This is a genomic window from Microcoleus sp. Pol7_B2 (genome assembly GCF_036701035.1).
Taxonomy (GTDB): Bacteria; Cyanobacteriota; Cyanobacteriia; order Cyanobacteriales; family Microcoleaceae; genus Microcoleus.
The window spans coordinates 1-21673 of record NZ_JAUBQB010000018.1; the positions used below are offsets into that span (position 1 = coordinate 1).

General features: G+C 46.3%; 18 protein-coding genes. 11 read left to right on the forward strand and 7 right to left on the reverse strand.

Annotated elements, in window-relative coordinates:
* Nucleotides 1-254 precede the first annotated feature (254 nt).
* From QUA57_RS09700 to urtA, 3 genes are all read left to right on the forward strand, one after another.
* Nucleotides 255-443 (forward strand): winged helix-turn-helix domain-containing protein, encoded by a 189-nt coding sequence (locus QUA57_RS09700; protein WP_333060625.1) that lies wholly within the window; start codon nt 255-257, stop codon nt 441-443.
* Between the two features lie 219 nt (nt 444-662).
* Nucleotides 663-881: a hypothetical protein gene (locus QUA57_RS09705; protein WP_333060624.1), complete on the forward strand. Its 219-nt coding sequence runs from the start codon at nt 663-665 to the stop codon at nt 879-881.
* 628 nt (nt 882-1509) lie between these two features.
* The gene (gene urtA, locus QUA57_RS09710; protein ID WP_333060623.1) at nt 1510-4440 is read left to right on the forward strand and encodes an urea ABC transporter substrate-binding protein; all 2931 of its coding nucleotides are present in this window, start codon (nt 1510-1512) and stop codon (nt 4438-4440) included.
* Between the two features lie 681 nt (nt 4441-5121).
* Here the strand turns inward: urtA and QUA57_RS09715 are convergent.
* Complete coding sequence (locus tag QUA57_RS09715) at nt 5122-5850, reverse strand: histidine phosphatase family protein (RefSeq protein WP_333060621.1); 729 nt, start codon at nt 5848-5850, stop codon at nt 5122-5124.
* Nucleotides 5851-6110: 260 nt separating this feature from the next.
* On the reverse strand, nt 6111-6593 hold the full coding sequence (locus QUA57_RS09720; RefSeq protein WP_333060619.1) for a hypothetical protein: 483 nt from the start codon (nt 6591-6593) through the stop codon (nt 6111-6113).
* Between the two features lie 184 nt (nt 6594-6777).
* Between QUA57_RS09720 and uvrB the strand changes: the two genes are divergently transcribed.
* Together uvrB and QUA57_RS09730 are read left to right on the forward strand one after the other, a co-directional pair.
* The gene (gene uvrB / locus QUA57_RS09725) at nt 6778-8790 is read left to right on the forward strand and encodes an excinuclease ABC subunit UvrB (RefSeq protein ID WP_333060617.1); all 2013 of its coding nucleotides are present in this window, start codon (nt 6778-6780) and stop codon (nt 8788-8790) included.
* A 68-nt stretch (nt 8791-8858) separates the two neighbouring features.
* Nucleotides 8859-9257 (forward strand): DUF2281 domain-containing protein, encoded by a 399-nt coding sequence (locus QUA57_RS09730; RefSeq protein ID WP_333060615.1) that lies wholly within the window; start codon nt 8859-8861, stop codon nt 9255-9257.
* 70 nt (nt 9258-9327) lie between these two features.
* Here QUA57_RS09730 and QUA57_RS09735 read toward each other — a convergent pair whose 3' ends face one another.
* The 3 genes from QUA57_RS09735 to QUA57_RS09745 form a co-directional block, all read right to left on the reverse strand.
* Nucleotides 9328-9675: a hypothetical protein gene (locus QUA57_RS09735; RefSeq protein ID WP_333060613.1), complete on the reverse strand. Its 348-nt coding sequence runs from the start codon at nt 9673-9675 to the stop codon at nt 9328-9330.
* A 587-nt stretch (nt 9676-10262) separates the two neighbouring features.
* On the reverse strand, nt 10263-10790 hold the full coding sequence (locus QUA57_RS09740; RefSeq protein ID WP_333060611.1) for a hypothetical protein: 528 nt from the start codon (nt 10788-10790) through the stop codon (nt 10263-10265).
* A gap of 171 nt (nt 10791-10961) precedes the next feature.
* On the reverse strand, nt 10962-11999 hold the full coding sequence (locus QUA57_RS09745; protein WP_333060609.1) for an NADP(H)-dependent aldo-keto reductase: 1038 nt from the start codon (nt 11997-11999) through the stop codon (nt 10962-10964).
* Nucleotides 12000-12204: 205 nt separating this feature from the next.
* Here QUA57_RS09745 and QUA57_RS09750 point away from each other — a divergent pair, with 205 nt between their 5' ends.
* From QUA57_RS09750 to QUA57_RS09770, 5 genes are all read left to right on the forward strand, one after another.
* Nucleotides 12205-13344, forward strand: coding sequence for a DegT/DnrJ/EryC1/StrS family aminotransferase (locus QUA57_RS09750; RefSeq protein WP_333060607.1), 1140 nt, complete (start codon nt 12205-12207; stop codon nt 13342-13344).
* 149 nt (nt 13345-13493) lie between these two features.
* Entirely contained in the window at nt 13494-14369 is an 876-nt protein-coding gene (gene crtB, locus QUA57_RS09755; RefSeq protein WP_333060629.1) for a cyanoexosortase B, read from the forward strand.
* Nucleotides 14369-15088, forward strand: a complete 720-nt coding sequence (locus QUA57_RS09760; RefSeq protein WP_333060606.1) for a cyanoexosortase B system-associated protein — start codon at nt 14369-14371, stop codon at nt 15086-15088. The genes crtB and QUA57_RS09760 overlap by 1 nt, the downstream gene beginning before the upstream one ends.
* Nucleotides 15089-15217: 129 nt before the next feature.
* Nucleotides 15218-16795, forward strand: a complete 1578-nt coding sequence (locus QUA57_RS09765) for a polysaccharide biosynthesis/export family protein (RefSeq protein WP_333060605.1) — start codon at nt 15218-15220, stop codon at nt 16793-16795.
* A gap of 184 nt (nt 16796-16979) precedes the next feature.
* Nucleotides 16980-19256, forward strand: coding sequence for a lipopolysaccharide biosynthesis (locus QUA57_RS09770; RefSeq protein WP_333060604.1), 2277 nt, complete (start codon nt 16980-16982; stop codon nt 19254-19256).
* 249 nt (nt 19257-19505) lie between these two features.
* On the opposite strand, the gene QUA57_RS09775 is transcribed toward QUA57_RS09770, so the two are convergent.
* Both QUA57_RS09775 and QUA57_RS09780 read right to left on the reverse strand, forming a co-directional pair.
* Entirely contained in the window at nt 19506-19781 is a 276-nt protein-coding gene (locus tag QUA57_RS09775) for a hypothetical protein (RefSeq protein ID WP_333060603.1), read from the reverse strand.
* Nucleotides 19771-19956, reverse strand: a complete 186-nt coding sequence (locus tag QUA57_RS09780; protein ID WP_333251070.1) for a hypothetical protein — start codon at nt 19954-19956, stop codon at nt 19771-19773. The genes QUA57_RS09775 and QUA57_RS09780 overlap by 11 nt, the downstream gene beginning before the upstream one ends.
* 264 nt (nt 19957-20220) lie before the next feature.
* On the opposite strand from QUA57_RS09780, the gene lpdA reads away from it, so the two are divergent.
* Nucleotides 20221-21657, forward strand: a complete 1437-nt coding sequence (lpdA, locus tag QUA57_RS09785) for a dihydrolipoyl dehydrogenase (RefSeq protein WP_333060599.1) — start codon at nt 20221-20223, stop codon at nt 21655-21657.
* Nucleotides 21658-21673: the final 16 nt, after the last annotated feature.

Below are 21673 nucleotides of genomic sequence, written 5' to 3' on the forward strand. Positions count from 1 at the left end.
TACTGAATATGCTTTCATTGGTGTATTTTTTTTAATCTATTCTTATTGTACCTCATAACACCCGGAAGTGCTGTATTAACAACCATAGAAAGAGACCCTCAAGAATTAGGAGATGATTTTGTCAGATGGACAGCGCAGAGACGGGAGCATCTCAATGAAAGCAGCCCAGCTAGAAATTGGAGTTTTGAGGCTCTCTTGCTGCGAGGAAAGAGGAAGAAGGAAGGAGCCAGAAGAAGTGTTATTACAAATATGAGATGCTCTCGCAGAGACTAGCAACATACTTAGAGGAATCCACAGGAATAAAATTAAGTGGAGGACAAGTTCGGAGGATATTAAAGAAAAAAAAGTATGTTTACATTTGGGGAAAGTATAGCCTAGAGTCCCAGAGAAATCCCGAAATAAAAGCGTTTAAAATAAAAATAGCGGAATATTTTAAAATATAAAAATTAACTACAGAACGATTACAGGTCGGGTTGGGGTAGGAGAGTGGATTTAGTTTAAGAGTCACCCGAAGAAAGAACAGGTGTAAAAAAGGCATCCGAAAAAATGTCAGAGGAGACAGAAGAAAGGGAATAGTTAATGTAATGAGAGGAGTGAGGTATTCAGATAAAAAAATGTGGGTATAGTTTATCAATAAAGGTAATTCACCTAATTTTTATTAAGTGCTAAAAATTTTTCATAAAGAGCTAATTAATGAATGGGTAGAAACAGGTAATCCAGCCTCACAAGTGGCTAAAAACAAAGCAAAAATAGTGAGTTTTTTTGATAATGCTAGTTTTCATAAGAAAGAAGACTACCTAAAAAAAATGAAACAGAAATGCGTGATTTTTGTTTATAATTCATTCCAAAATACAGCCGAGACTATAACTAAATTGAATTAGTATTGCCTTAGACCAAAGAATGTATTGCCCATAGGCTATTTACATCAATTGAAGAGCTAGATTATTTATGGCAGATCCTCTTAAAATAAGGACAATTAATAATTAAATGGTAGCGAAAAATCAAAAACAAGGGTAATGCTCGTATCACACTTTAAATGTGCAACAGCTTAGTTTCCAGCCTGACACCTTGTACTCTACAGAGCAACAGTGCTTTTTGAATTTAGGATAACCCTTCCTTTTCTCGCCTTTTTTACAGCGGCTATAGAAGCTAGATAGAGAAGCCCAAGCGCATTCGGCACTGCCTTGACGGGCGGCTGACTAGAGCTTTTTCGCGAAAGCGCTATGCAGGCAATATCTTTGCCGAGTACGTACAAGATGGCCTTACTAACATCTGCGTTGTCCATCCAAAATCTGACAGCTTTGTTTATAATGAACTCGCCTGTTCGGATGGCTTCATCAAGTGCACAGTATTGGTCTCTCGTTCCATTTTTTAGCTTGGCTTTTCTTACTATCATGGTATGATTATATCAAACCTCAGCACTTTTTATTAAGGAAAGTCCTAGATAAAAGCCGCACTTAAGTGCGGGGCTTTAAACCCCATTTTTTGGTAAAAATTATCTAAAACCCTATGGGATCAAGGAGCAGTAAACCCCTCGCAGCAGCCGGCCCGACTCGTGAGCCGATCAAAATAGGTGTGTTGCATTCGCTGACGGGCACGATGTCCATCAGCGAAATTTCTGTTAAAGATGCGACGCTGTTGGCTGTTGAGGAAATTAATGTGGCAGGAGGGGTGCTCGGACGCCCCTTGGAAGCGGTTATAGAAGATGGAGCCAGCGATTTGCAAACTTTTGCTCAAAAAGCTAAGCAATTGCTCTTAGAAGCTCAGGTGGCGGTGGTATTTGGCTGTTGGACTTCGGCGAGCCGCAAAGCTGTACAGCCGGCTTTCGACCAGGGCAAAGGGTTGCTGTTCTATCCGTTGCAATATGAAGGGCTAGAACAGTGTCCGAATATTGTCTACACTGGTGCTGCCCCAAACCAACAGATTGTGCCTGGGGTGAATTACTTGCTGGCACAGGGGAAGCGGAAAATTTTCCTGTTGGGTTCGGACTATCTCTTTCCCCGCACGGCAAATCGGATTGTGAAAGCTCAACTGGCTGCACAGGGGGGAGAGTTAGCGGGGGAAGTGTATCTGCCGCTGGGATCGAGGGAAGTGGGCGAGGCGATCGCACATATCTTAGCAGTGAAACCAGATGCTATTCTCAACACTCTCAACGGGGACAGCAATGTGGCTTTTTTCCAAAAGTTGCGGGAAGCTGGCGTGAAACCCGATGATTTGCCAGTGATGTCGGTCAGCGTAGCAGAAGAAGAAGTGCGGGCGATCGGGCCGTCCAATATTGCCGGACATTTGGTGGTGTGGAACTATTTTCAAACGGTGGATACACCGGAAAATCGTAAATTTGTCAAGGCTTATAAAGCCCGATACGGGGAAAATCGAGTCACCGATGACCCCATCGAAGCGGCTTATTTGGGCGTTTACCTGTGGAAGCAAGCAGTAGAAAAAGCTGGTTCAACAGATGTGGTTAAAGTCAGGGCTGCTGCTAAAAATATTGAGTTTGCAGCGCCATCGGGCAAGGTAAAAATAGATGCCCAAACGCAGCATACCTGGAAAACAGTACGGATTGGTAAGGTGAGGTTGGACGGTCAAATTGAGGAAATTTGGAATTCCGGCGCACCGGTGCAGCCAGATCCTTTTCTCAAGGGCTATCCTTGGGCGGCTGCACTTGCTACGAGGGGGATTTCTCTCGGAACTCGCGCGTCTTTGAGCGGGCTGTTTGTCATCTTGGTACTGATAACTTGGATGGCGGTAGGAGTCGGGTGGATGGGTTCTGTGGAGATGAAGAACTATTTGCTGACAATAGAGGCTGCCTCAGATCCGGCGGCGGGGGTTCCTGAAGCAGCAATGGCGGTGCTGGTGCAGCAAACTCTCTGGGTGGCGAGCCGCACTCAGCACTGGCTGATGGGGGCTTTGGGTTTGAGTTTGATCGCCGGGATAGTGGCTTTTGTGTCGGTGTCGGCAATTATTCGGAATCTCGGCTTGCTGCGGGAAACGGCCGAACAGATGGCCAGCGGTGATTTGACGGCTCGATCGCCTGTGGTTTCTAATGACGCGATCGGGGTGCTATCTTCTACTCTCAATACAATGGCTCAGCAAATTAGCAGTTTGCTTAACGGTTTGGAAGTGCGGCAGCGGCAGCTAGAGGAACGATCGCGCGAATTAGAAGTCGCTAAGAACGCTGCCGAAGCTGCTAACCGGGCGAAAAGCACTTTTTTGGCAAATATGACTCACGAGTTGCGGACGCCCTTGAATGCGATTATTGGGTACAGCGAGCTGCTGCAAGAAGAGGCTCTGGAACTCGGCGAAGAAGAGTTTGTGATGGATTTGGCAAGCATTAATATGGCAGGCAAGCAGTTGCTCACCATTATTAGTGACATCCTGGATATTTCTAAAATTGAAGCAGGAAAGGTGACTCTTTTTTTGGAGACTTTTGAGGTGTGGAATTTGATCGAGGAGGTTGTCACTACTGTTCAACCCCAGCTAGGGAAAAATGGCAATACTTTGATGGTCAATTGCGATCGCAATATTGGCACGATATACTCCGATTTGTCAAAGCTGCGGCAAGCGCTGTTGAATTTGGTGACCAATGCTGCTAAGTTTACCGATCGAGGCAAAATTACGATTAATGTTTGGAAAGAAGAAGGGGAGGTTTTGCCGCTCGACAATTCCCAAGAACTCTCGGCAGCTTTTTCTCGGTGTCAACAGCCTGCGATCGTCTTTCAAGTAACCGATACCGGCATCGGCATGACTGAGGATCAGGTGTCGAGGCTGTTCGCAGCTTTCGCTCAAGCCGACGATTCTACTACCCGCAAATACGGCGGCACCGGTTTGGGGCTGACAATTAGCCGGAAGTTTTGCCAGATGATGGGCGGGGACATTACGGTTGATAGCGAGTTTGGCTGCGGTTCGAGTTTTACGATCCGGTTGCCGATTGCGGTTACAAGCCCGAAAGAAGCGCAGGACGATCGAGAAACCGCAGAAATGCAGCCGAAGTCTTCCGACGACGATTTAGAAACGAGTGCAGAATCGACTGAAGCGAAGCAAAAAGCAGTGCGATCGCAAGCGCTGGAGCTGCCCAATGCTGCTACTGTCCTAGTGATTGACGACGATCCGGACGCGCGGGATTTGATGACCCGCTGCTTGTCGAAACAGGGATTTCGGGTGCGATCGTCGGCTAGCGGTCAAGGGGGGCTGATGTTGGCTAAGGATTTGCTGCCGGACGCGATTATTCTGGACGTGATGATGCCAAGTATGGACGGCTGGGCGGTACTGTCGGCGTTGAAAGCCGATCGAGATTTGGTTGATATTCCAGTGATTATGATAACTTTTTTGGACGACCAAAATCAGGGTTTGGAATTGGGAGCGGCGGAGTATGTGAGGAAGCCTGTGGATTACAAGCGCTTTGCTGCTTTATTGAGCAAATATCAGGGTCTGGGGAAGTAGTTATTAGTCATATCTATTCTGCTTGCACGAGCAAGATATTGTTGACTTTTAACTGTTGGCTGTTGAGGAAAATTATGCTTCCGGAACAACTGACTGTTTAGACATTTAAACAATACCGATGCAACCGCAAACGATATCAGTAGTCATTAGCCCTTGAACTCTCAAATGTGAAATATCAACTGTTAAATGTTGTGAATTCTTAAGAGTTATAGCAACCGCGAAGACGCTGAGGACGTTATTAATTGTTGAAATTATTGCTGGGATATTTTTCTGCCGAAGGTCTTCTGCTAGAACTGTTACCACTTACCAAAAATATTTTAATATTTAATCGCTCTCCTGCCAACGGATCGGACACTCTTGTTGTAACTAAAAAGTGAGATTTTGTGGATTGAGTAGTTCGCTTTGCCAGCGAGCTCAAGTTCTTTGGCTAACCTGTGACTACATTAGGAATAGAGATTGGTAGCGCTTTTTGGCTCGTGCTTTTCATGACCCAGTTGAGCTATTTAACAATGGCGAAAGGATTGTTAGGCGTTCCTGAGTCACGGTATGAAAATAGATAAGTTGGAAATTCCGAAGATGTTCTGACGCGCTTGTTTCATTTTTTGCAGATTGAGTCGTTCATACCATAAATCAGCAACGCCACTCAGGCGTTAGTTGGGGCATTGTTCCAGTGAAGGTAGGTTACGAGGGTTGATCGCCTGCATCACTGGCCACAGTTGCATCAGGTGCTACCGATTCTAGCTCCGGTGGCAGATGATTGGTAATGAAGGAACTCCAATGAGGTATCCCACCTGAATCAAATTCCATCTGCAAAATTGACGCATTCGGTACTGGAAATCCTCGCGAAAATCCCAAAAGCCGATTCATCGCAACGGCATCAATTAACTTTGGGTTACCCAACATCTGCCACAGCATTGCTTTGATAAAAAATCCATGTGAAAAGACAACTACAAAACCGGATTGTTGTTGTAACTGGTTTATGAAAGTTCGGACTCGTTCCATCAGTTGAACCAAAGATTCGGCGTTGGTTCCATCGACATATTCAGGGTCGCAGCGATCCCAGTAAGCTTTGCTCAGAGGTTTGCGATCCAGGATTGTGGTTGGTTGATCGAACTGTAGACCCAGATAGGTAAATTCCTGAACTTGCCAAACCTCAACGGGTGTATGTGGAAATTTTTCAATCAATGGTTGAGCAGTGAGTTGTGTTCTGAGATAAGGTGAAGTCACAATCAAGTCGGGAGATTGTTTAACGGCGGTTGGAATACATCTTGATTGTCGATCGCCCAATTCACTTAAGGCATTTTCATGCGGTCCAATAGTTGCCAACCCTGCATTGGATTGACTTTGACCATGACGAATAATCCAAATGGACACGGTTGGATATTCCCTCTCATTTAGGGTAAAAATCACTTCTAGGGTGTTGCTAAATCACGGTATGAAAATAAATAAGTTGGAAATTCCGAAGATGTTCTGACGCGCTTGTTTCATTTTTTTCAGATTGAGTCGTTCTTATCATTAACCAGCACCGCCGATTGTTAAAATTGGCATGGTTAAATAAATCACTTTAGACGATTCAATTGCTCGATCGCGTTACTCAAGAAGTTGTCTAAAAAAGTTTGATTAGTCATTAGTTAACAGCGAAAAACTAATAACTAATGACCAATGGCTAATTAATCTAAGAAGCCCATTAATGTTGAGCTATCGTCAATTTCGTTTGAGGCAATTGGTCGATTTCCTCCCATTGTCGAGTAAACTTCATCAATGTGAAGAGTGCTGATTGCTATAGGGCGGGCACCGGACATACTGAACATTTCGCTGACTTGCATGGCGCTGGAGCCGATCGGGCGATTGCCGAGTGTGGCAACCACTTCAAAGTCGCTAGATTCGACTGGGCGATTGGCTACAATGCCGTAGGTTTCGCTGATGTGCAGGGTGCTAGTGCCGATCGGGCGGTTCCCCGAAATCGAGACGGTCTCGCTGATGGTAAAATCGTCCGGGCCGACGGGGCGGTTGTCATGCAGGTGTTGGGGCTGATAAAGTTGAATTCCTGTTGCTTTGGTATCCGTGGGTTCTGTCGGTTGGCTTTTGGAACCTCCTTTGCCGCGGCGGGCGAGTGCTTTGCCTTTGCCTGTACCTGTGCTCCTCGTATCCATAATTCTTTTCCTCGCTTATTTTTGGGTGTTGATTGCTGGGTGCGGACAACTGCTTTTCTTGGCTTTCTGCTTTCTATTTCGGCCGATGATTAAAATAATATTACAAAGTCTAACTATTTTTTTAACCAAATTGCAGAATCTCTGCATTTTTGTTAAGATTTATGGGTAATAGCTACATTTTCCTATGGTAACTGCGGCAGCATCTTTTCAATTGCAAGCGCCCTTCCAGCCCACAGGCGACCAACCGCTAGCGATCGAGCAACTTGTCAAAGGCATCGAAGCCGGGGATCGATTTCAAACCTTACTCGGCGCCACAGGTACGGGTAAAACCTTCTCCATTGCCTCGGTGATTGAAAAAGTCGGCAGACCCACCTTAGTCTTAGCACACAACAAAACCCTGGCAGCTCAACTGTGCAACGAACTGCGAAATTTTTTCCCGAACAATGCAGTCGAATACTTTGTGAGTTATTACGACTACTACCAACCTGAAGCATACATCGCCGTCACCGATACTTTCATTGAGAAAACGGCAGCAATTAACGACGAGATCGATATGTTGCGGCACTCAGCCACGCGATCGCTCTTTGAACGCCGCGACGTAATTGTAGTTGCTTCAATTAGCTGCATCTACGGTTTGGGAATGCCCGCAGAATACCTGAAAGCGGCTATTCCTTTGCGAGTAGGAATGGAAGTCAACCAGCGGCAAGTTTTGCGCGATTTAGTTAACGTCCAATACAGCCGCAACGACATAGATTTAGGCAGAGGCAAATTTCGCGTCAAAGGCGATGTTTTGGAAATCGGCCCCGCTTACGAAGATAGAATTATTCGCGTTGAATTCTTCGGCGATGAAATTGATGCCATTCGCTACGTTGACCCCGTAACAGGTAAAATCCTGCAAAGTTCAACGGCTTTAAATATTTATCCAGCGCGCCACTTTGTCACGGCAGAAGATAAATTAGAGGCTGCTTGCCAAGGAATAGAACTCGAATTAGAAGACCGACTGGCAGAATTTGAAAAACAGGGGAAACTATTAGAAGCTCAGCGGTTGGAACAGCGCACGCGCTACGATTTGGAAATGCTGCGCGAGGTAGGTTACTGCAACGGAGTCGAGAATTATTCGCGGCATTTAGCAGGGAGAAATGCGGGGGAACCGCCAGAATGTTTGATTGATTATTTCCCGAAAGATTGGATGTTGGTGATAGATGAATCTCACGTCACCGTGCCGCAAATTCGGGGAATGTACAACGGCGACCAAGCGCGCAAAAAAGTATTGATAGAACACGGTTTCCGCTTGCCCAGCGCGGCCGATAACCGCCCTTTAAAAGCAGAGGAATTCTGGGCAAAAGAGAATCAGTGCATCTTTGTTTCTGCTACGCCTGGGGATTGGGAAATGGAAATATCGGAAGGCCGAGTTGCAGAGCAAGTAATTCGCCCTACCGGAGTAATAGATCCGACAATTTTCGTGCGTCCGACGGAAGGACAAATTGATGATTTGTTGGGGGAAATCAAGGAGAGAGTAAGTCGGGACGAGCGAGTTTTGGTGACGACTTTAACGAAGCGGATGGCGGAAGATTTAACCGAATATTTGCAGGAGAGGGCTATTAAAGTCCGGTATTTGCACTCGGAAATTCAGTCGATTCAACGCATCGAAATTATCCAAGATTTGCAGGATGGTAAGTTTGATGTATTGATTGGTGTTAACTTGCTGCGGGAAGGTTTGGATTTGCCCGAAGTTTCGCTGGTGGTAATTTTGGATGCGGATAAAGAGGGGTTTTTGCGATCGGGACGTTCGTTGATTCAAACGATTGGAAGGGCGGCGCGGCACGTTCAGGGACAGGCTATTTTGTACGCGGATAATTTGACGGATAGTATGGTTAAGGCGATCGATGAAACCGATCGACGCCGGGGGATTCAGCTAGCGTACAATAAGATGCACGGGATTACGCCGCAGCCGATCGCGAAAAAGCGATCGAGTAATGCGATTTTGGCATTTTTGGATGTGTCGCGCAAGCTGAATTCTCAGCAGTTGGAGGAGGTTTACGAACAGGTAAACGAGTTATCTTTGGATGAGATTCCTCAGTTAATCGGGCGGTTGGAAGGGCAGATGAAGGCGGCGGCTAAGAAGTTGGAGTTTGAGGAGGCGGGTAAATTGCGCGATCGGATTAAGCATTTGCGGGATAAGTTATTGGGACATTAGACTTCTGAGGAAAAGCAGAGTCTTGAGCAGGCAAGATGCCTGCTCCACAAGAATTAGGCGAGACATAAATGAGCAAATTTCAATTATTCGATGCAGTTAATTTAACCGAAGCATTCGCCCTCGCTGATGGGGAGATTGCACCGCCACAAACAGCCGGGGCAATTGTTGAGGTTTTCAAGAATGGTGAAGCTTATTTAGTAGAATTATTTGGCGGATGGGTGAAAGCAGAAGTTGGCGGGGATTTTGTGCCTGCAACTGAGGATGAACCGGGCGCATTTATGGAAACGATGGGTGTTGAAACAGTTTATCCGCATCAGTTACAATTAGTAAAATCTGCCAGCGAAATGATGGGAGTTCGAGAGCGTTTACAGTCTGTTTTGGATAATTTATCTGACGAGTTAGTGGCTGAAGTCTGCAATTTTGCGGAGTTTTTGCAGGAAAAACAGCAAAAAGTGCGATCGTATTAAGCATTTAGGTGAAGTGCGATCGCCCTTTACCATTATCCTATTTTTTGGATGGGAAGGGCGATCGTACTTTTTACCAGATTCCTAACCTTTGGGCTGATTCGCGATCGTGACAATCTGCATTTGATGAACCATCGTTATCCCAGTCATTTGGCTGCCAATCACGTTCGCGCCTCAAGTCATCTATTTCTTGTTGCTGTTCAAGGACTTTTTGCTCAAAGGATTGGATAGTTTTATCCTTAGCTTTGATAGTTTTATCCTTTGCTTCGTTTTCCTCAAGCAGACTGCGGTTCCACTCCGCCAAAGCGCGGTTCGACTTCGCTAAAGCGCGGTGCGACTCCGCCAAAACACAGAGGGTTTTCTTAGCCCGCCGAAGGTTCGTGTACAACGACTCGCATTGTGGAGTATAATTATGGGACATATATTTCAAAAGTTACGTTAACTTGTGGTGGTCTGAAGTTGAGATGTCAAACCACCGTGAGTTTGCTAGCTAAAGCAAGGCCTCTGTCTGAATCGTTACTTCAGGCGGGCCTTTTCCGTATCAGATATGATTTGCTATTGCAAAAACTACAAGACATTCAAGCGTTGTCTTTCTTACACTTGGGAATGTGAGGAAGTTTTGTTTGAGCTTGTATTTTAAGAATTTAACATTCGCACGTTGAATTGTCAAGCGAGCAATAAGACCGTTTGTTTTCTTTATTACGGAGATTTAAACATCCGATTGTCTGCCTCCGATGTCGCTTTAATCTAATACGCTTGAATAACGCAGTCTACCGCGTTATGGGTAAAGTGGATGCCAACTCAACCTCAATTTGCCGACATCCGATGCCGCTTTAATCTAATAGGCTTGAATAGCGCGGTATACCGGGCTATGGGTAAAATGGATGCCACAATTAACCTAAATCTCTATTAAGAATTGAAACCTGAGTGAATTGATTGCGGGCAGATAGGGCAAGGGTTTCAGAAATATAAAAAAATGTCGATCGCCCAACACACCATCCAAACCAACTACTTACTCAATAGCACAGCATCCGTACTGCTAGGAAAAGCCGGACTAATAAACTCCTCCTTCTCTTCCAACGTGATGTAACCCTTATCTACAGCTAGCTGCATCACTTCCTCAAGAAAACCTCTCAGCACATCTAATACTTGAGTGCGATCGAACTCAAAATGCTTTTCGCCGCAGGAAGTTCCAAACTTGCTCAAAGTACAGCTAATGCGAGCGTCTATGGGTACTAACTTGATAGTTAGCGTACAACTTTCAGCAAAATCTATTTCTATTGGCTTACATTGTGACAGTTTCCTAATTTGTTCGGGCAGATTATCGTCCAAAATCATACAGATATCAGGATCTAAAAATACCTGTATTCTCTCCTCACCTATTTCTAGTAAAACTTTATGATCGTACTCAAAACAAAAACGCCGGATAGCCATTTCAAAAGGAGTAAGTTCTCCCAATGGATCTTCGGGAGGATCTGCGTAATTTTCTAAAAAATGTTCTCCTAATTTAAAATTAAATTTTTGACTGTTATTCATACGCGCTCCTCCTAATTGTAAAAAAGTGGTAAGTTGGGCGAAGTGAAACGTAGGGTTAGTTACCTCGGTCCAACCTACTAATATTAAATCGGGGTTAAATTTCCCCTCTATCTCTTAGTCCACGCAGGCGGACTTTGTGTGTATAGAAGCGGTTTCAACCGCCGAGATATCTTACGGTGTCGGATTCGGATACTTAGCGTGCACCGCATCGATTTCCGCTATAATCTCCCGCTCCAAATTCACCTCCAAACTACCGATATTTTCCTCCAACTGTTCGAGACTTGTTGCACCGATAATTGTGCTCGTAACAAACCAGCGCGATCGCACATACGCCAAAGCCATCTGCGCCGGACTTATCCCATGTTTCCCCGCAATCTCAACATACGCTTTCACCGCATCATTCAGATTAGTTTTATCGTAACGCTGGCCGAATCCCGCGAATAAAGCCAACCTTGAATTTTCGGGAATTCCCTTCAAGTATTTACCCGTTAACAACCCAAACCCCAAAGGACTGTAAGCCATCAATCCCACATTCTTAAAGCGGCAAGTTTCTGCTAAATTTAGGTGAAACGTCCGATTGCTCAAACTGAAAGCATTTTGAATCGAAACAACTTTCGGCAAACCGTGTTTTTCAGCCAAAGTGCAGAACTCGCAAACTCCCCAAGGCGTCTCGTTACTCAAACCCAAATAGCGGATTTTGCCAGCTTTAATTAAATCAGCAAATACCTCTAACTGTTCCAAAATCGGTACTGTTTCGTGTTCTTGGGCGATGTCGTAATCCGGCGCGCCAAATAGCGGCACGTAGCGATCGGGCCAGTGGATCTGATACAGGTCAATGTAGTCAGTTTGCAAGCGCTTCAGGCTGTCATTCAGGGCTTTTTCGACATTTGGGCGATCGATCTGATTTTTCCCTTCCCGAATCCACTTCAATCGAGTGCTTCTGCCCGCTACTTTAGTAGCTATAATGACTTTATCCCGCTGCTGTTTCGCCAACCATTCGCCGATATATTCCTCTGTTTTTCCCTGAGTTTCCGCCTTTCCAGGGACGGGATACATTTCTGCCGTATCGATAAAGTTGACACCTCTATCGATCGCAAAATCGAGCTGTTGGGCCGCTTCCTCAACGGTGTTCTGCTGGCCGTAAGTCATCGTACCCAAACAGATTTCAGATACTGATAAGTCGCTGTCGCCGAGTTTTTTGTATTCCATGATTGCGATTGCTGCAAAATTCTCTGCTTCTATATTACCGAAAAATTTTCCTTTAGTTTAACGCTAAAAAAAAAGTACGTGAAGCGCAGCTATTCCGTAAAATATCTCCCTTTTCCCTCTTTTACTCTGCGTCCTCTGCGGTTAAAATATTTTAAAAGCTATTCGCCATTAAATGTTAATATAAATAAGTACTCCCCGATAGTTTATGAGTAACCGCCCGCCAAAAGTTCCGTTTGTAAATCTCTCCCTGCAACACCAACCAATCCAACTCCAAATAGCAGAAGTTATTGGAAAAATCATCCAGGAAGGAGAATTTATTTTAGGCCAAGCACTCGCCGAATTTGAAACAGCATTTGCAGCAGCTTCTGGAGTAAAATACGGCGTAGGAGTGGCTTGTGGAACAGATGCGATCGCTCTGGGACTCCAAGCTTGCGGCATTAATCCGGGCGACGAAATTATCATACCCGCTAACACTTTTATCGCCACTGCGATCGCCGTCCTCCAAGCCAAAGCTATACCTATTCTTGTAGATTGCGACCCGGAAACCGCCCTGATTGACCTCACAGCAGCCGAAACAGCAGTTACCTCGAAAACTAAAGCAATTATCCCCGTACACCTTTACGGTCAAATGGTGTCGCCCCGGCAGCTTTTAGATTTTGCGAAGCGCCACGATTTAATCATATTTGAAGATGCCGCCCAAGCACACTTAGCCCAAAGAGAAGGATACCGCGCGGGTTCCATTGGCAAAGCAGCAGCCTTCAGTTTTTATCCCAGCAAAAACCTAGGTTCTTTTGGCGACGGCGGGATGTTAATTACTAACGATGCACAACTCGCAGAAAAAATGCGAACTCTCCGCAATTACGGAGCACCCAGTAAATATTTGCACACAGACATAGGTACCAACAGCCGCCTCGACAATTTGCAAGCGGCCGTGCTCAATATTAAATTACCTTACTTAGAAAAATGGAATCGCGATCGCACCGACGCTGCTCAACACTACAATACTCTACTAGCACCATTGAAACACAAAGGCATTGTACCGATCGCCAACCACAGCAGCAGCGGTCACATTTATCACCTCTATGTTATCAAAATTACTGAGGAAAGCTCGATCGACCGCAACACCCTTCAGGAAAAACTCGCCCAACACGGCATTCAAACAGGCATACACTATCCCGTACCTTGTCACCTGCAACCCGCCTACCAAAACTTAGGCAATCGGGGCGACTTCCCCCACGCAGAAACCCTGTGCGAACAAATTTTATCATTGCCAATGTATCCCGGATTGAGCAATACTCAGATCGAGCAAGTTGTTCGGGCGATCGTACTATCATTGAATTGCTAATTGTTCATAAAATTTATGCGGCAGGTGTTTCAAGCAGTAAGGTGCGGTTCTCAAAGCGTTTTGGTGGGGAATTAACAAATCTTTAACTCATAATTTAAAACCCGAAAGCGTTGCGAATCCAGCGCGGCAATCTTAAAACTTCTCAAACCATGCACATCCAGCGCAGAATTCGCATTGTTTTCAAGCGATACCTCCTGGGGGAAGGTATCACGGTGCTCCTAGTGCTGCTGTACGCCCCCCTGCTAGTACACTGGTACGACGGCTGGTTGAACAAAAGCATCAGCCTCGAACACGAATATTTCAGCCACGGACTAATTGGTTTGCCCTACGCAGCTTATATTGCTTGGATGAACCGAAAGTCCTGGCGCAGCTTGCCCAACTCACCGCATCCTTTGGGAGGCTTTTTGCTGGTACTAGCCACGCTTTTTTATCTGAGTCGCTTGAGCGATTTAGTAAATTTATCCCTCCCCGTAATGCTGGCCAGCATTTGCTTATCTTTAAAAGGAATTCCCGGCTTGAAATTGCAGGCGATGCCGCTTTTATTCGTATTTCTGGCCTCGCCGAACCACATTCCTTACCTCATAGAACCCTACGCCTTGCCCTTACAGCAATTCATTGCTGAAGCATCAGGCTGGATATTAATTAAGATTGGTATCAAGGTGAGAGTGGAAGAAATTTATCTGTACGTAAACGAGCGCATTGTAGAAGTTGCCCCGCACTGTGCAGGCTTGAAAATGCTGTTTACCAGTCTTTATGTCAGCTTAATTCTGCTGGATTGGACGGGAGTTTGGAACTCTCGCAAAAAAAGCCTTTTGTTTTTAGTGATTACATCCCTTATTAGCATCACTTCCAACATTTTTCGTAATACTTTGCTAACTTACTTTCACGGAACTGACAGAGAGGCGCTTTTTACTTGGCTACACGCCGGATGGGGCGGAGATTTGTATTCTGCTTGTATACTAGGATTATTGGTACTTGTCCTCAACGGGATGGAAAAGTATTTCCCAAGTCAGTCTGGCAATTAATGAAACAGATGATTTCAGCACAGAAACTACTGCGGCGGTATCAATTATCTAAAATTATGATACTGGTGTTTTTGCTGGTATTAGTTGGGGCAGTAGCAATTCCCGGCTACGCGACGGGAAGGTGGCCTTGGACAAACCCGCCAACCCTTGCCAACCTCAAGCAATTAAGAAGTTTGCGCCAAAACGGGATAAAAATTCCTGGATGGCAGGTTATAGGCGTTCAGAATAACGTCCAAATTGGCGCTCACAGATGGTTAGTTGAAGAAATTAAAAAGGATAAAACAATTGCCATTTTATTGCTGTTGCCTCAAAATTACCCCAAAAACCAGCCCCAAGTAGAATGGCTAGATATCGATGGATTTCACCGATGGCAAACCGATTCTCATCGCACTTTGAGGTTTACAGTTAAATTAGCACCAATACCCGGCCAGCCACCGCCTAATGTCGAGGCGAGGTTTTTCCGAAGCTGGACTCCCCAACAAACTTTTGCTGTCGTGCAGTGGTACGCTTGGCCTAACGGGGGTTCTCCAACAACCAGCCGCTGGTTTTGGGAAGACAGCATTGCTAGACTGTCGAACCGCCGCGCCTCTTGGGTTGCTGTCAGTATCATCCTTCCCATTCAACCGCAGGGCGAGATTAAGATAGCTCAACCATTGCTGGAATCTCTTGCCGAAAGTATCCAGGCTAAATTAATTACAGAAACTTTTCGGTTTCAGTAAGCAGGTAGGTGCAAATAAATCGGCCTAGGGAGTGGGCGGGTTTTGCCACAATCAACTGCTTCCTAGTAAAGATCCGAGTTCAACCCGCCCTGAAAAGATATTATTGTTTTTTCGCGCTACTCTATTTAGATGAAACTTACAAATCAGGTCATTATTCAAAATATTACTTTTTTAAATCCTCTGAAAATGCGGGAAAAATCCACTATTAAAAATCGCCTCGCTTTTTCCTTGGCAGGTCTGTATTCAACTGCTTGGACTCTATCTTTTGCTGCTGTATTCTGGGGTTTTAATAGCAAAATTTTTTCGGAAACCGCTTTAGCTCAATCTGTTGTTCCAAGAGACGAGCGACTCGTGGCGCCACCGCCATTGCGTTTACCGCCACCGCCGCCTGCCAATTTCAACCGGGATATTAACCCAGCTTTTCGGAATCGGCCCTACCGCCTGGGCCCGGGAGACCAGATTTCTGTTCAAGTTCAGCGCTTCCCAGAGCTAGGTTTTACGGGTGCAATCAGCCCTGAAGGGGTAATTGTACTGCCGCTAATCGGAACAGTAAATGTGCGCGGTCTTACCGTCGAAGAATCACAGCAGCGCCTCCGGGAGCGCTTTGGCCAATTTATCAAAAATCCTCAAGTCTCGGCTGCTTTGCTGGTTCAGCGCCCGGTAGTGGTGACGGTGACGGGGGAAGTGGCAAGACCGGGTTTTTATCCGCTGCAAACCCCCCAGCTTCCGGCTGCTCTGGCGGCGGCGGCTGGGACTACTCCTACGGCCGAACTGCGGGCGGTGCGGGTGCGGCGGACTCTGCCGGGAGGTGCTGTCGCAGAGCAAGTTGTTGATATTTTGACACCGTTGCAAGCTGGTATTGCTCCGCCGGATTTGCGTTTGGAAGATGGAGATGCGATCGTCGTACCGTATAAACAGGTTACGCCCGATCGCAAATCCGATCAAGATTTAGCATCCAGGTACAGCCTCGCTGCTGCTGCTGTCCCCGTCCAAATCACTGTCACCGGAGAAGTCGGCAAACCGGGTTTTTACACGCTTCCGGCGGGTTCTGGTCGAATTTCGGCTGCTTTGGTGATTGCGGGGGGAGTCACGGGAAAAGCCGATTTGCGGGCGGTACGAGTGCGGCGGACGCTGACGGACGGCTCATCGGTGGAGGAACCAATCGACCTCTACACTCCCCTAGCAAACGCTAACGATTTGTTCGATTTTCCTTTGGCATCGGGAGATGTGATTGTGATCCCGGAATTGGACGCTAGTACCAAAAACCTAGACTACGACAAAGCTCTTGTTTCGCGGTCTACTCTGATTAAGCCCAGGATCTACGTTCGAGTTTTGAGTTACGCTAGTGGTGGTTTGACCTCGTTCTACGTAGAAAATGGCAGCAGGTTTTTGGATGCTCTCAACAACTTGCCTGTTAATCTTGCTAACTTGCGGAAAATAGCCCTGATTCGGTTCGACGAAAAGCAAGGTAGAGCAATCAACCGTTCGATAGATGCCAAAGCTGCTTTGGAGGGCAATGTTTCTCAGAACCCGATGCTCGAAGATAATGATGTGATTGTTATTGGTAGGAATCTGGTAGAGCGCATTGGTTATGTACTCAATACTTTTACTCGACCATTCCGGGATACTTTGGGATTTATTCTGTTCTTTGAGCAGTTGAGAAATGGGGTGACAGATTTGTTCGGCCCGTCACGTAATGATAGGTAGTCATACTATTTTCAATTTTCATTTGTCGATGGGGAATGACTTATGCGATATGCGTTTACAATTTACCTACAGTTGCAGCTTGTTTGGAAATGGGTATCATTTGTCAGCAATCATTAGTTATCGTTAACAATTAGCAATCTCAAATCTAAAAGTTAAAATCTAAAATCTAAAATCTAAAATCGTCATGACTTTATCCGTTGTTAAACGTTATTTAATTGCTTTCGACCAATACAAGTGGGTGGGACTGGCTACTCTCGCAGTGACTGTTGGCGTGTCGGGAGTAGTGGCTGTGCAGCCAAAGCCTGCGCCAGTTTACGTTGCAATAGGTACGCTGGCCTACGACAGACCGAGCGTGATTTTTTCATCGACTACTACTAAAATTCAACAGGAAGGACAAGAAATAACTAAAGATATGCTGCTGGATACAAGAGTGGTTGAACCAGCAGCCGAAAAACTCATCAAACCCGAAGAAAAATTAAACAAAGAAGAAGCGAAAGAAAAAATACAAGCTTTGGCTAAAAAGCTGGGAAAAGATGTGCAGATAAAGATGCCAAGTAAGAATAATGACCCCAGCGCTTTGATTCAAGTATTGTACAAAAATGGCGATCGCAAAAAAGCAGAAGCGGTAGTAAAGACGCTGATGTACGAAATGGTGGAACACAGCAAAAGTATTAATACTTCTAGACTGCGAGCAACGATCACCCAAATTAACCAGCGTTTGCCGAAAGTAACTCAGGAACTTAGAGAGACGGAAGCAAAACTTGAAGCCTACGAAAAACGAGAAGGGACTTCGATTTTAGCAGCTCAGAGCGGTGCTTTGCCGCAAGCGATTACCAGCAGCCAACAGCAGCAGCGACAACTCCGCGTGCAGTTGGGAGGCATGGAAGCTCAAATTAACAGTTTGCAGGAGCGCTTGGGATTGAATGTGGAGCAAGCTTACGTCGCTCAAGCACTCTCTGCCGATCCAATTATTGCCCAACTGCGAGTGCAATTGTTTTCGATCGAATCTCAGCTCAAAATTCTCCGCAGCGACTTGCAGGAGGAACACCCGAAAATTGTAGAATTGCTCAAACAAAAACAAGCTTTTGAGCAGCAGTTGCAGCAGCGGCAATCTGAGGTACTCGGCGGTAACGGGGTGGCGGCTCCCCTCAGAAGTGCCGCTCGAATTCGGGTAGACTCTTCTTTAGATCCGGCCAGACAGCAGTTAGCTCAAACTTTGATTGCTTTGCAAACGCAGCGGGATGCGGCGCAACAGCAACTCCAAGGAATCGAGAAAACTGAACAGCTATTGCGTCGGGAACACGCGACAATCCCCAACAAGCAGTTAGAACAAGCCCGTTTGGCCCAGCAAGTGGCGTTCAAAAAAGCTCTCTACGACAAGATGCAGTCGGCTTTGGTAGATGCTGAGGCGGCAGTAGCTGAGACAACGGGGAGTTTGAGAATCGCCCAATTGCCGCAAACTGATGACGTTGAGTCAAACAAGAGAGGTTTGCCCGTGATGCTGGCGGTGGGAGGATTTGTGGGATTGCTGCTGGGCGGGGGGTTGATATTTTTGTTGGGGATGCTCAACGGCAAGTTTTACAGTTGGGAAGAAGTGCGGGCGGCTTTGGTGGAAAAAGAGGTGCCGATACTGGGAGTTTTGCCTGAAGTGACGGTGTTTGATTCCTACGGCGATGAAATGCCTCTGGCCCTGGAGGCAAATTCTCCCTATTTGGAATTTTACGAGCGGTTGCGTACTAATTTGCGCCGGATTGGGGACAAACCGGTGAAGGTGGTGTTGTTGACTTCGGCGGCGCCTTTGGAGGGGAAAAGTTTTAGTGCTTACAATTTGGCAATTGCATCGGCTCGATCGGGTAAACGGACTTTGCTAATTGAAGCAGATTTGCGATCGCCTTCTAACGTTGAATCTTTGAAAATTGCTGCTGATCCTCTGGCGACAGTGGAACCTTTGCACTATTACGGCAATATTAGCGAGTGCGTCCTTTTGGTTCCAGAGGTAGAGAATCTATACGTTGTGCCGAGTCCCGGCTTTTTGCGGCAAGCCTCGGCCGTACTAGAATCAAGCGAAATGCGGAGATTGTTTGAGGATGTTCGCAACCGCTTTGATTTTGTCGTGGTGGATTCTCCAGCATTGAGCGAGTGCAACGACGCGCTGACGCTGGAACCGTACACGGACGGTATGATTTTGGTGGCGCGGCCTGGTTACACTTTGTCTAGTATGTTGTCTGAGGCTGCGGATCAGTTGCTGGAATCTGAGGATGACGAGTCGCATAAATCCGGGCCGCGGCTGTTGGGAGCGATTATTAACGGTGCTGATATTCCGGTCAAGTTCCGCAATGATCTTGATGAATTGGAGTTCCCTGTGACTGCGATCGGCGATCGCGCGATAGAAGTGCGATCGAGGCAATTACCGCAGCCGTCAAAGCCTAAAAACAAGGCTATTAATAGTAAATTGAGATAATTTATGTGGCTTGATTCTTGTAAAGCAATCCTCAACCAAATGTGAATATTTTGTAGGTGCAACCTAAGCAGCTTAAGCCGAAAGCACCGTTAACAGCCAGTCGATTTGAGATTTGAAATTTGAGATTTGAGATTTAAAAATTGACTCCACAGATGAATCTGGGAGCTGGAACTTCGGTCTAAAATTTTTCGCTTGTCAACCGTCAACCGTCAACCGTCAACCGTCATTACTTGAAAATGTGTCATCGCACTATTGATTGGATTCCGGGCGTTTCTGGTGTTTGCTCTGGATAAACTGTTCCAAATCGGCGATCGCATCTTCAAAATCCGACAAATTAATTTTCGCAGGTCTAGTCTTCTTCGGCAAACTCGAAGACTGACTCGAAGACTTGGCCTGAGGCGGTGGAGATTTAGGTTGTGCCGCTTGAGTGCTGTTCGATTCTATAGAATCGAACAATTCATCCAGGGACTCAAAAAATGATTGAGCCGAGGCCCGGCGTAAATCTTTCTGGTCGTCATCCGTCATAAGCTACTCCATAGACTGTAAAAGTTGCCAACAAACTCTGCCCGCCCCCGGCGCGTGCAGACATGAAAACCCGACTAAAACAAGCAAGCGCACACAATTTAACCGGACGGTGGAATGCCTGCTGCTGAACTTGCTGCCCCATATAAAACTTGCAGCGGCCATTGTCAGCCTTCAAACTATATTTAACTCTACACCCGCCTACTGAGTGATTTGAGACTTGGTGCAGACCCAGCTCAAAATCATTGACCCTGAAAAAATCTCAGTTACGGCTCTTTCGTTGTCTAATTAACCCTAGTCTAGTCGAGAATAAGGAGACAGGACTTATGCAACTATTACCGCTGTTCAAAGGTTGCGATGGCAACGCGCCACCTCGAAAGGACGGAGAGACGGTGTTTTTTGCTTGAGTCCTAAGATTTCAAAGGCATTAGGAGATTTTAAGGTGACTCAGGGATTTGATTACGATTTAGCAATTATCGGCGCTGGCGTGGGCGGACACGGCGCGGCCATACACGCGGTTAGCTGCGGGCTGAAAGTGGCAATTATCGAAGCAGGGGACATGGGGGGGACTTGCGTCAACCGCGGCTGCATTCCCTCGAAGGCGCTATTGGCGGCTTCGGGGCGAGTGCGAGAGTTGCGGAATGCTCACCACCTGAAGACTTTGGGAATTCAGTTGGGAAATGTGGATTTCGATCGCGGGGCGATCGCCAATCACGCTAACACTATTGTTAGCAAACTTCGCGGCGACTTGACCAACAGCCTCAAACGTTTGAACGTCGATGTCATCCAAGGTTGGGGCAAAATTGCCAGTGCTCAAAAAATTACCGTCGAAACCGATAAAGGCGAGAAAACTATTACCGCCAAGGATATTATTCTCGCTCCCGGTTCGGTTCCCTTCGTCCCCCCCGGGATAGAACTTGACGGCAAAACTGTATTTACCAGCGACGATGCTGTCAGGTTGGAATCGCTACCGAAATGGATTGCAATTATTGGTAGCGGTTATATCGGTTTGGAGTTTTCCGATATTTACACCGCACTGGGCTGTGAAATCACGATGATTGAGGCTCTAGATCAGTTGATGCCGACTTTCGATCCAGATATTGCTAAGTTAGCAGAACGGGTGTTAATTGCACCCCGCGATATTGAAACAAAAGTGGGTGTTTTGGCTAAGAAGATTACTCCTGGTTCGCCGGTGATTATTGAATTAGCTGATTTCAAGACTAAGGAAATTGTCGAAGTTTTGGAAGTAGATGCTTGTTTGGTAGCAACTGGCAGAGTTCCTGTCAGTAAGAATTTGGGGTTAGAAACTGTTGGCGTGGAAACGATGCGCGGTTATATCCCAGTGAACGATAAGATGCAGGTTTTGGCGGCGGGAGAACCGGTGCAAAACTTGTGGGCGATCGGCGATGTTAATGGCAAGATGATGTTAGCGCATTCTGCGTCTGCTCAGGGAATTGCTGCGGTGGAAAATATTTGTGGCCGTGCCCGCGAAGTTGACTATTTGAGTATCCCGGCGGCGGCGTTTACTCACCCGGAAATTAGCTATGTGGGGATGACGGAACCTGCGGCAAAGGAGTTAGGAAAAACTGAAGGGTTTGAGGTCGGTTCTGTCAAGAGTTATTTTAAGGGAAATTCTAAGGCTATTGCGGAGGGTGAAACTGACGGTATGGCTAAGGTGATTTACCGGAAAGATACTGGGGAATTGTTGGGAGTTCACATTTTCGGTTTGCACGCTTCGGATTTGATTCAGGAGGCGGCAAATGCGATCGCCCAGCGCGATTCTGTGAACACTTTAGCATTCCGAGTTCACACTCACCCGACCCTTTCGGAAGTGTTGGATGAGGCGTTTAAACGGGCGGCTGGAGCGGGTAGTCATTAATTTGTAGGGGCTGTTT

Bases quoted from the DNA above. Each gene is read 5' to 3' on its own strand.
- QUA57_RS09700 (WP_333060625.1), top strand. From the start codon at position 255: ATGCTCTCGCAGAGACTAGCAACATACTTAGAGGAATCCACAGGAATA.
- urtA (WP_333060623.1), top strand. From the start codon at position 1,510: ATGGGATCAAGGAGCAGTAAACCCCTCGCAGCAGCCGGCCCGACTCGT.
- QUA57_RS09720 (WP_333060619.1), bottom strand. From the start codon at position 6,593: ATGGATACGAGGAGCACAGGTACAGGCAAAGGCAAAGCACTCGCCCGC.
- uvrB (WP_333060617.1), top strand. From the start codon at position 6,778: ATGGTAACTGCGGCAGCATCTTTTCAATTGCAAGCGCCCTTCCAGCCC.
- QUA57_RS09730 (WP_333060615.1), top strand. From the start codon at position 8,859: ATGAGCAAATTTCAATTATTCGATGCAGTTAATTTAACCGAAGCATTC.
- QUA57_RS09735 (WP_333060613.1), bottom strand. From the start codon at position 9,675: ATGTCCCATAATTATACTCCACAATGCGAGTCGTTGTACACGAACCTT.
- QUA57_RS09740 (WP_333060611.1), bottom strand. From the start codon at position 10,790: ATGAATAACAGTCAAAAATTTAATTTTAAATTAGGAGAACATTTTTTA.
- QUA57_RS09745 (WP_333060609.1), bottom strand. From the start codon at position 11,999: ATGGAATACAAAAAACTCGGCGACAGCGACTTATCAGTATCTGAAATC.
- QUA57_RS09750 (WP_333060607.1), top strand. From the start codon at position 12,205: ATGAGTAACCGCCCGCCAAAAGTTCCGTTTGTAAATCTCTCCCTGCAA.
- crtB (WP_333060629.1), top strand. From the start codon at position 13,494: ATGCACATCCAGCGCAGAATTCGCATTGTTTTCAAGCGATACCTCCTG.
- QUA57_RS09760 (WP_333060606.1), top strand. From the start codon at position 14,369: ATGAAACAGATGATTTCAGCACAGAAACTACTGCGGCGGTATCAATTA.
- QUA57_RS09765 (WP_333060605.1), top strand. From the start codon at position 15,218: ATGAAACTTACAAATCAGGTCATTATTCAAAATATTACTTTTTTAAAT.
- QUA57_RS09770 (WP_333060604.1), top strand. From the start codon at position 16,980: ATGACTTTATCCGTTGTTAAACGTTATTTAATTGCTTTCGACCAATAC.
- QUA57_RS09775 (WP_333060603.1), bottom strand. From the start codon at position 19,781: ATGACGGATGACGACCAGAAAGATTTACGCCGGGCCTCGGCTCAATCA.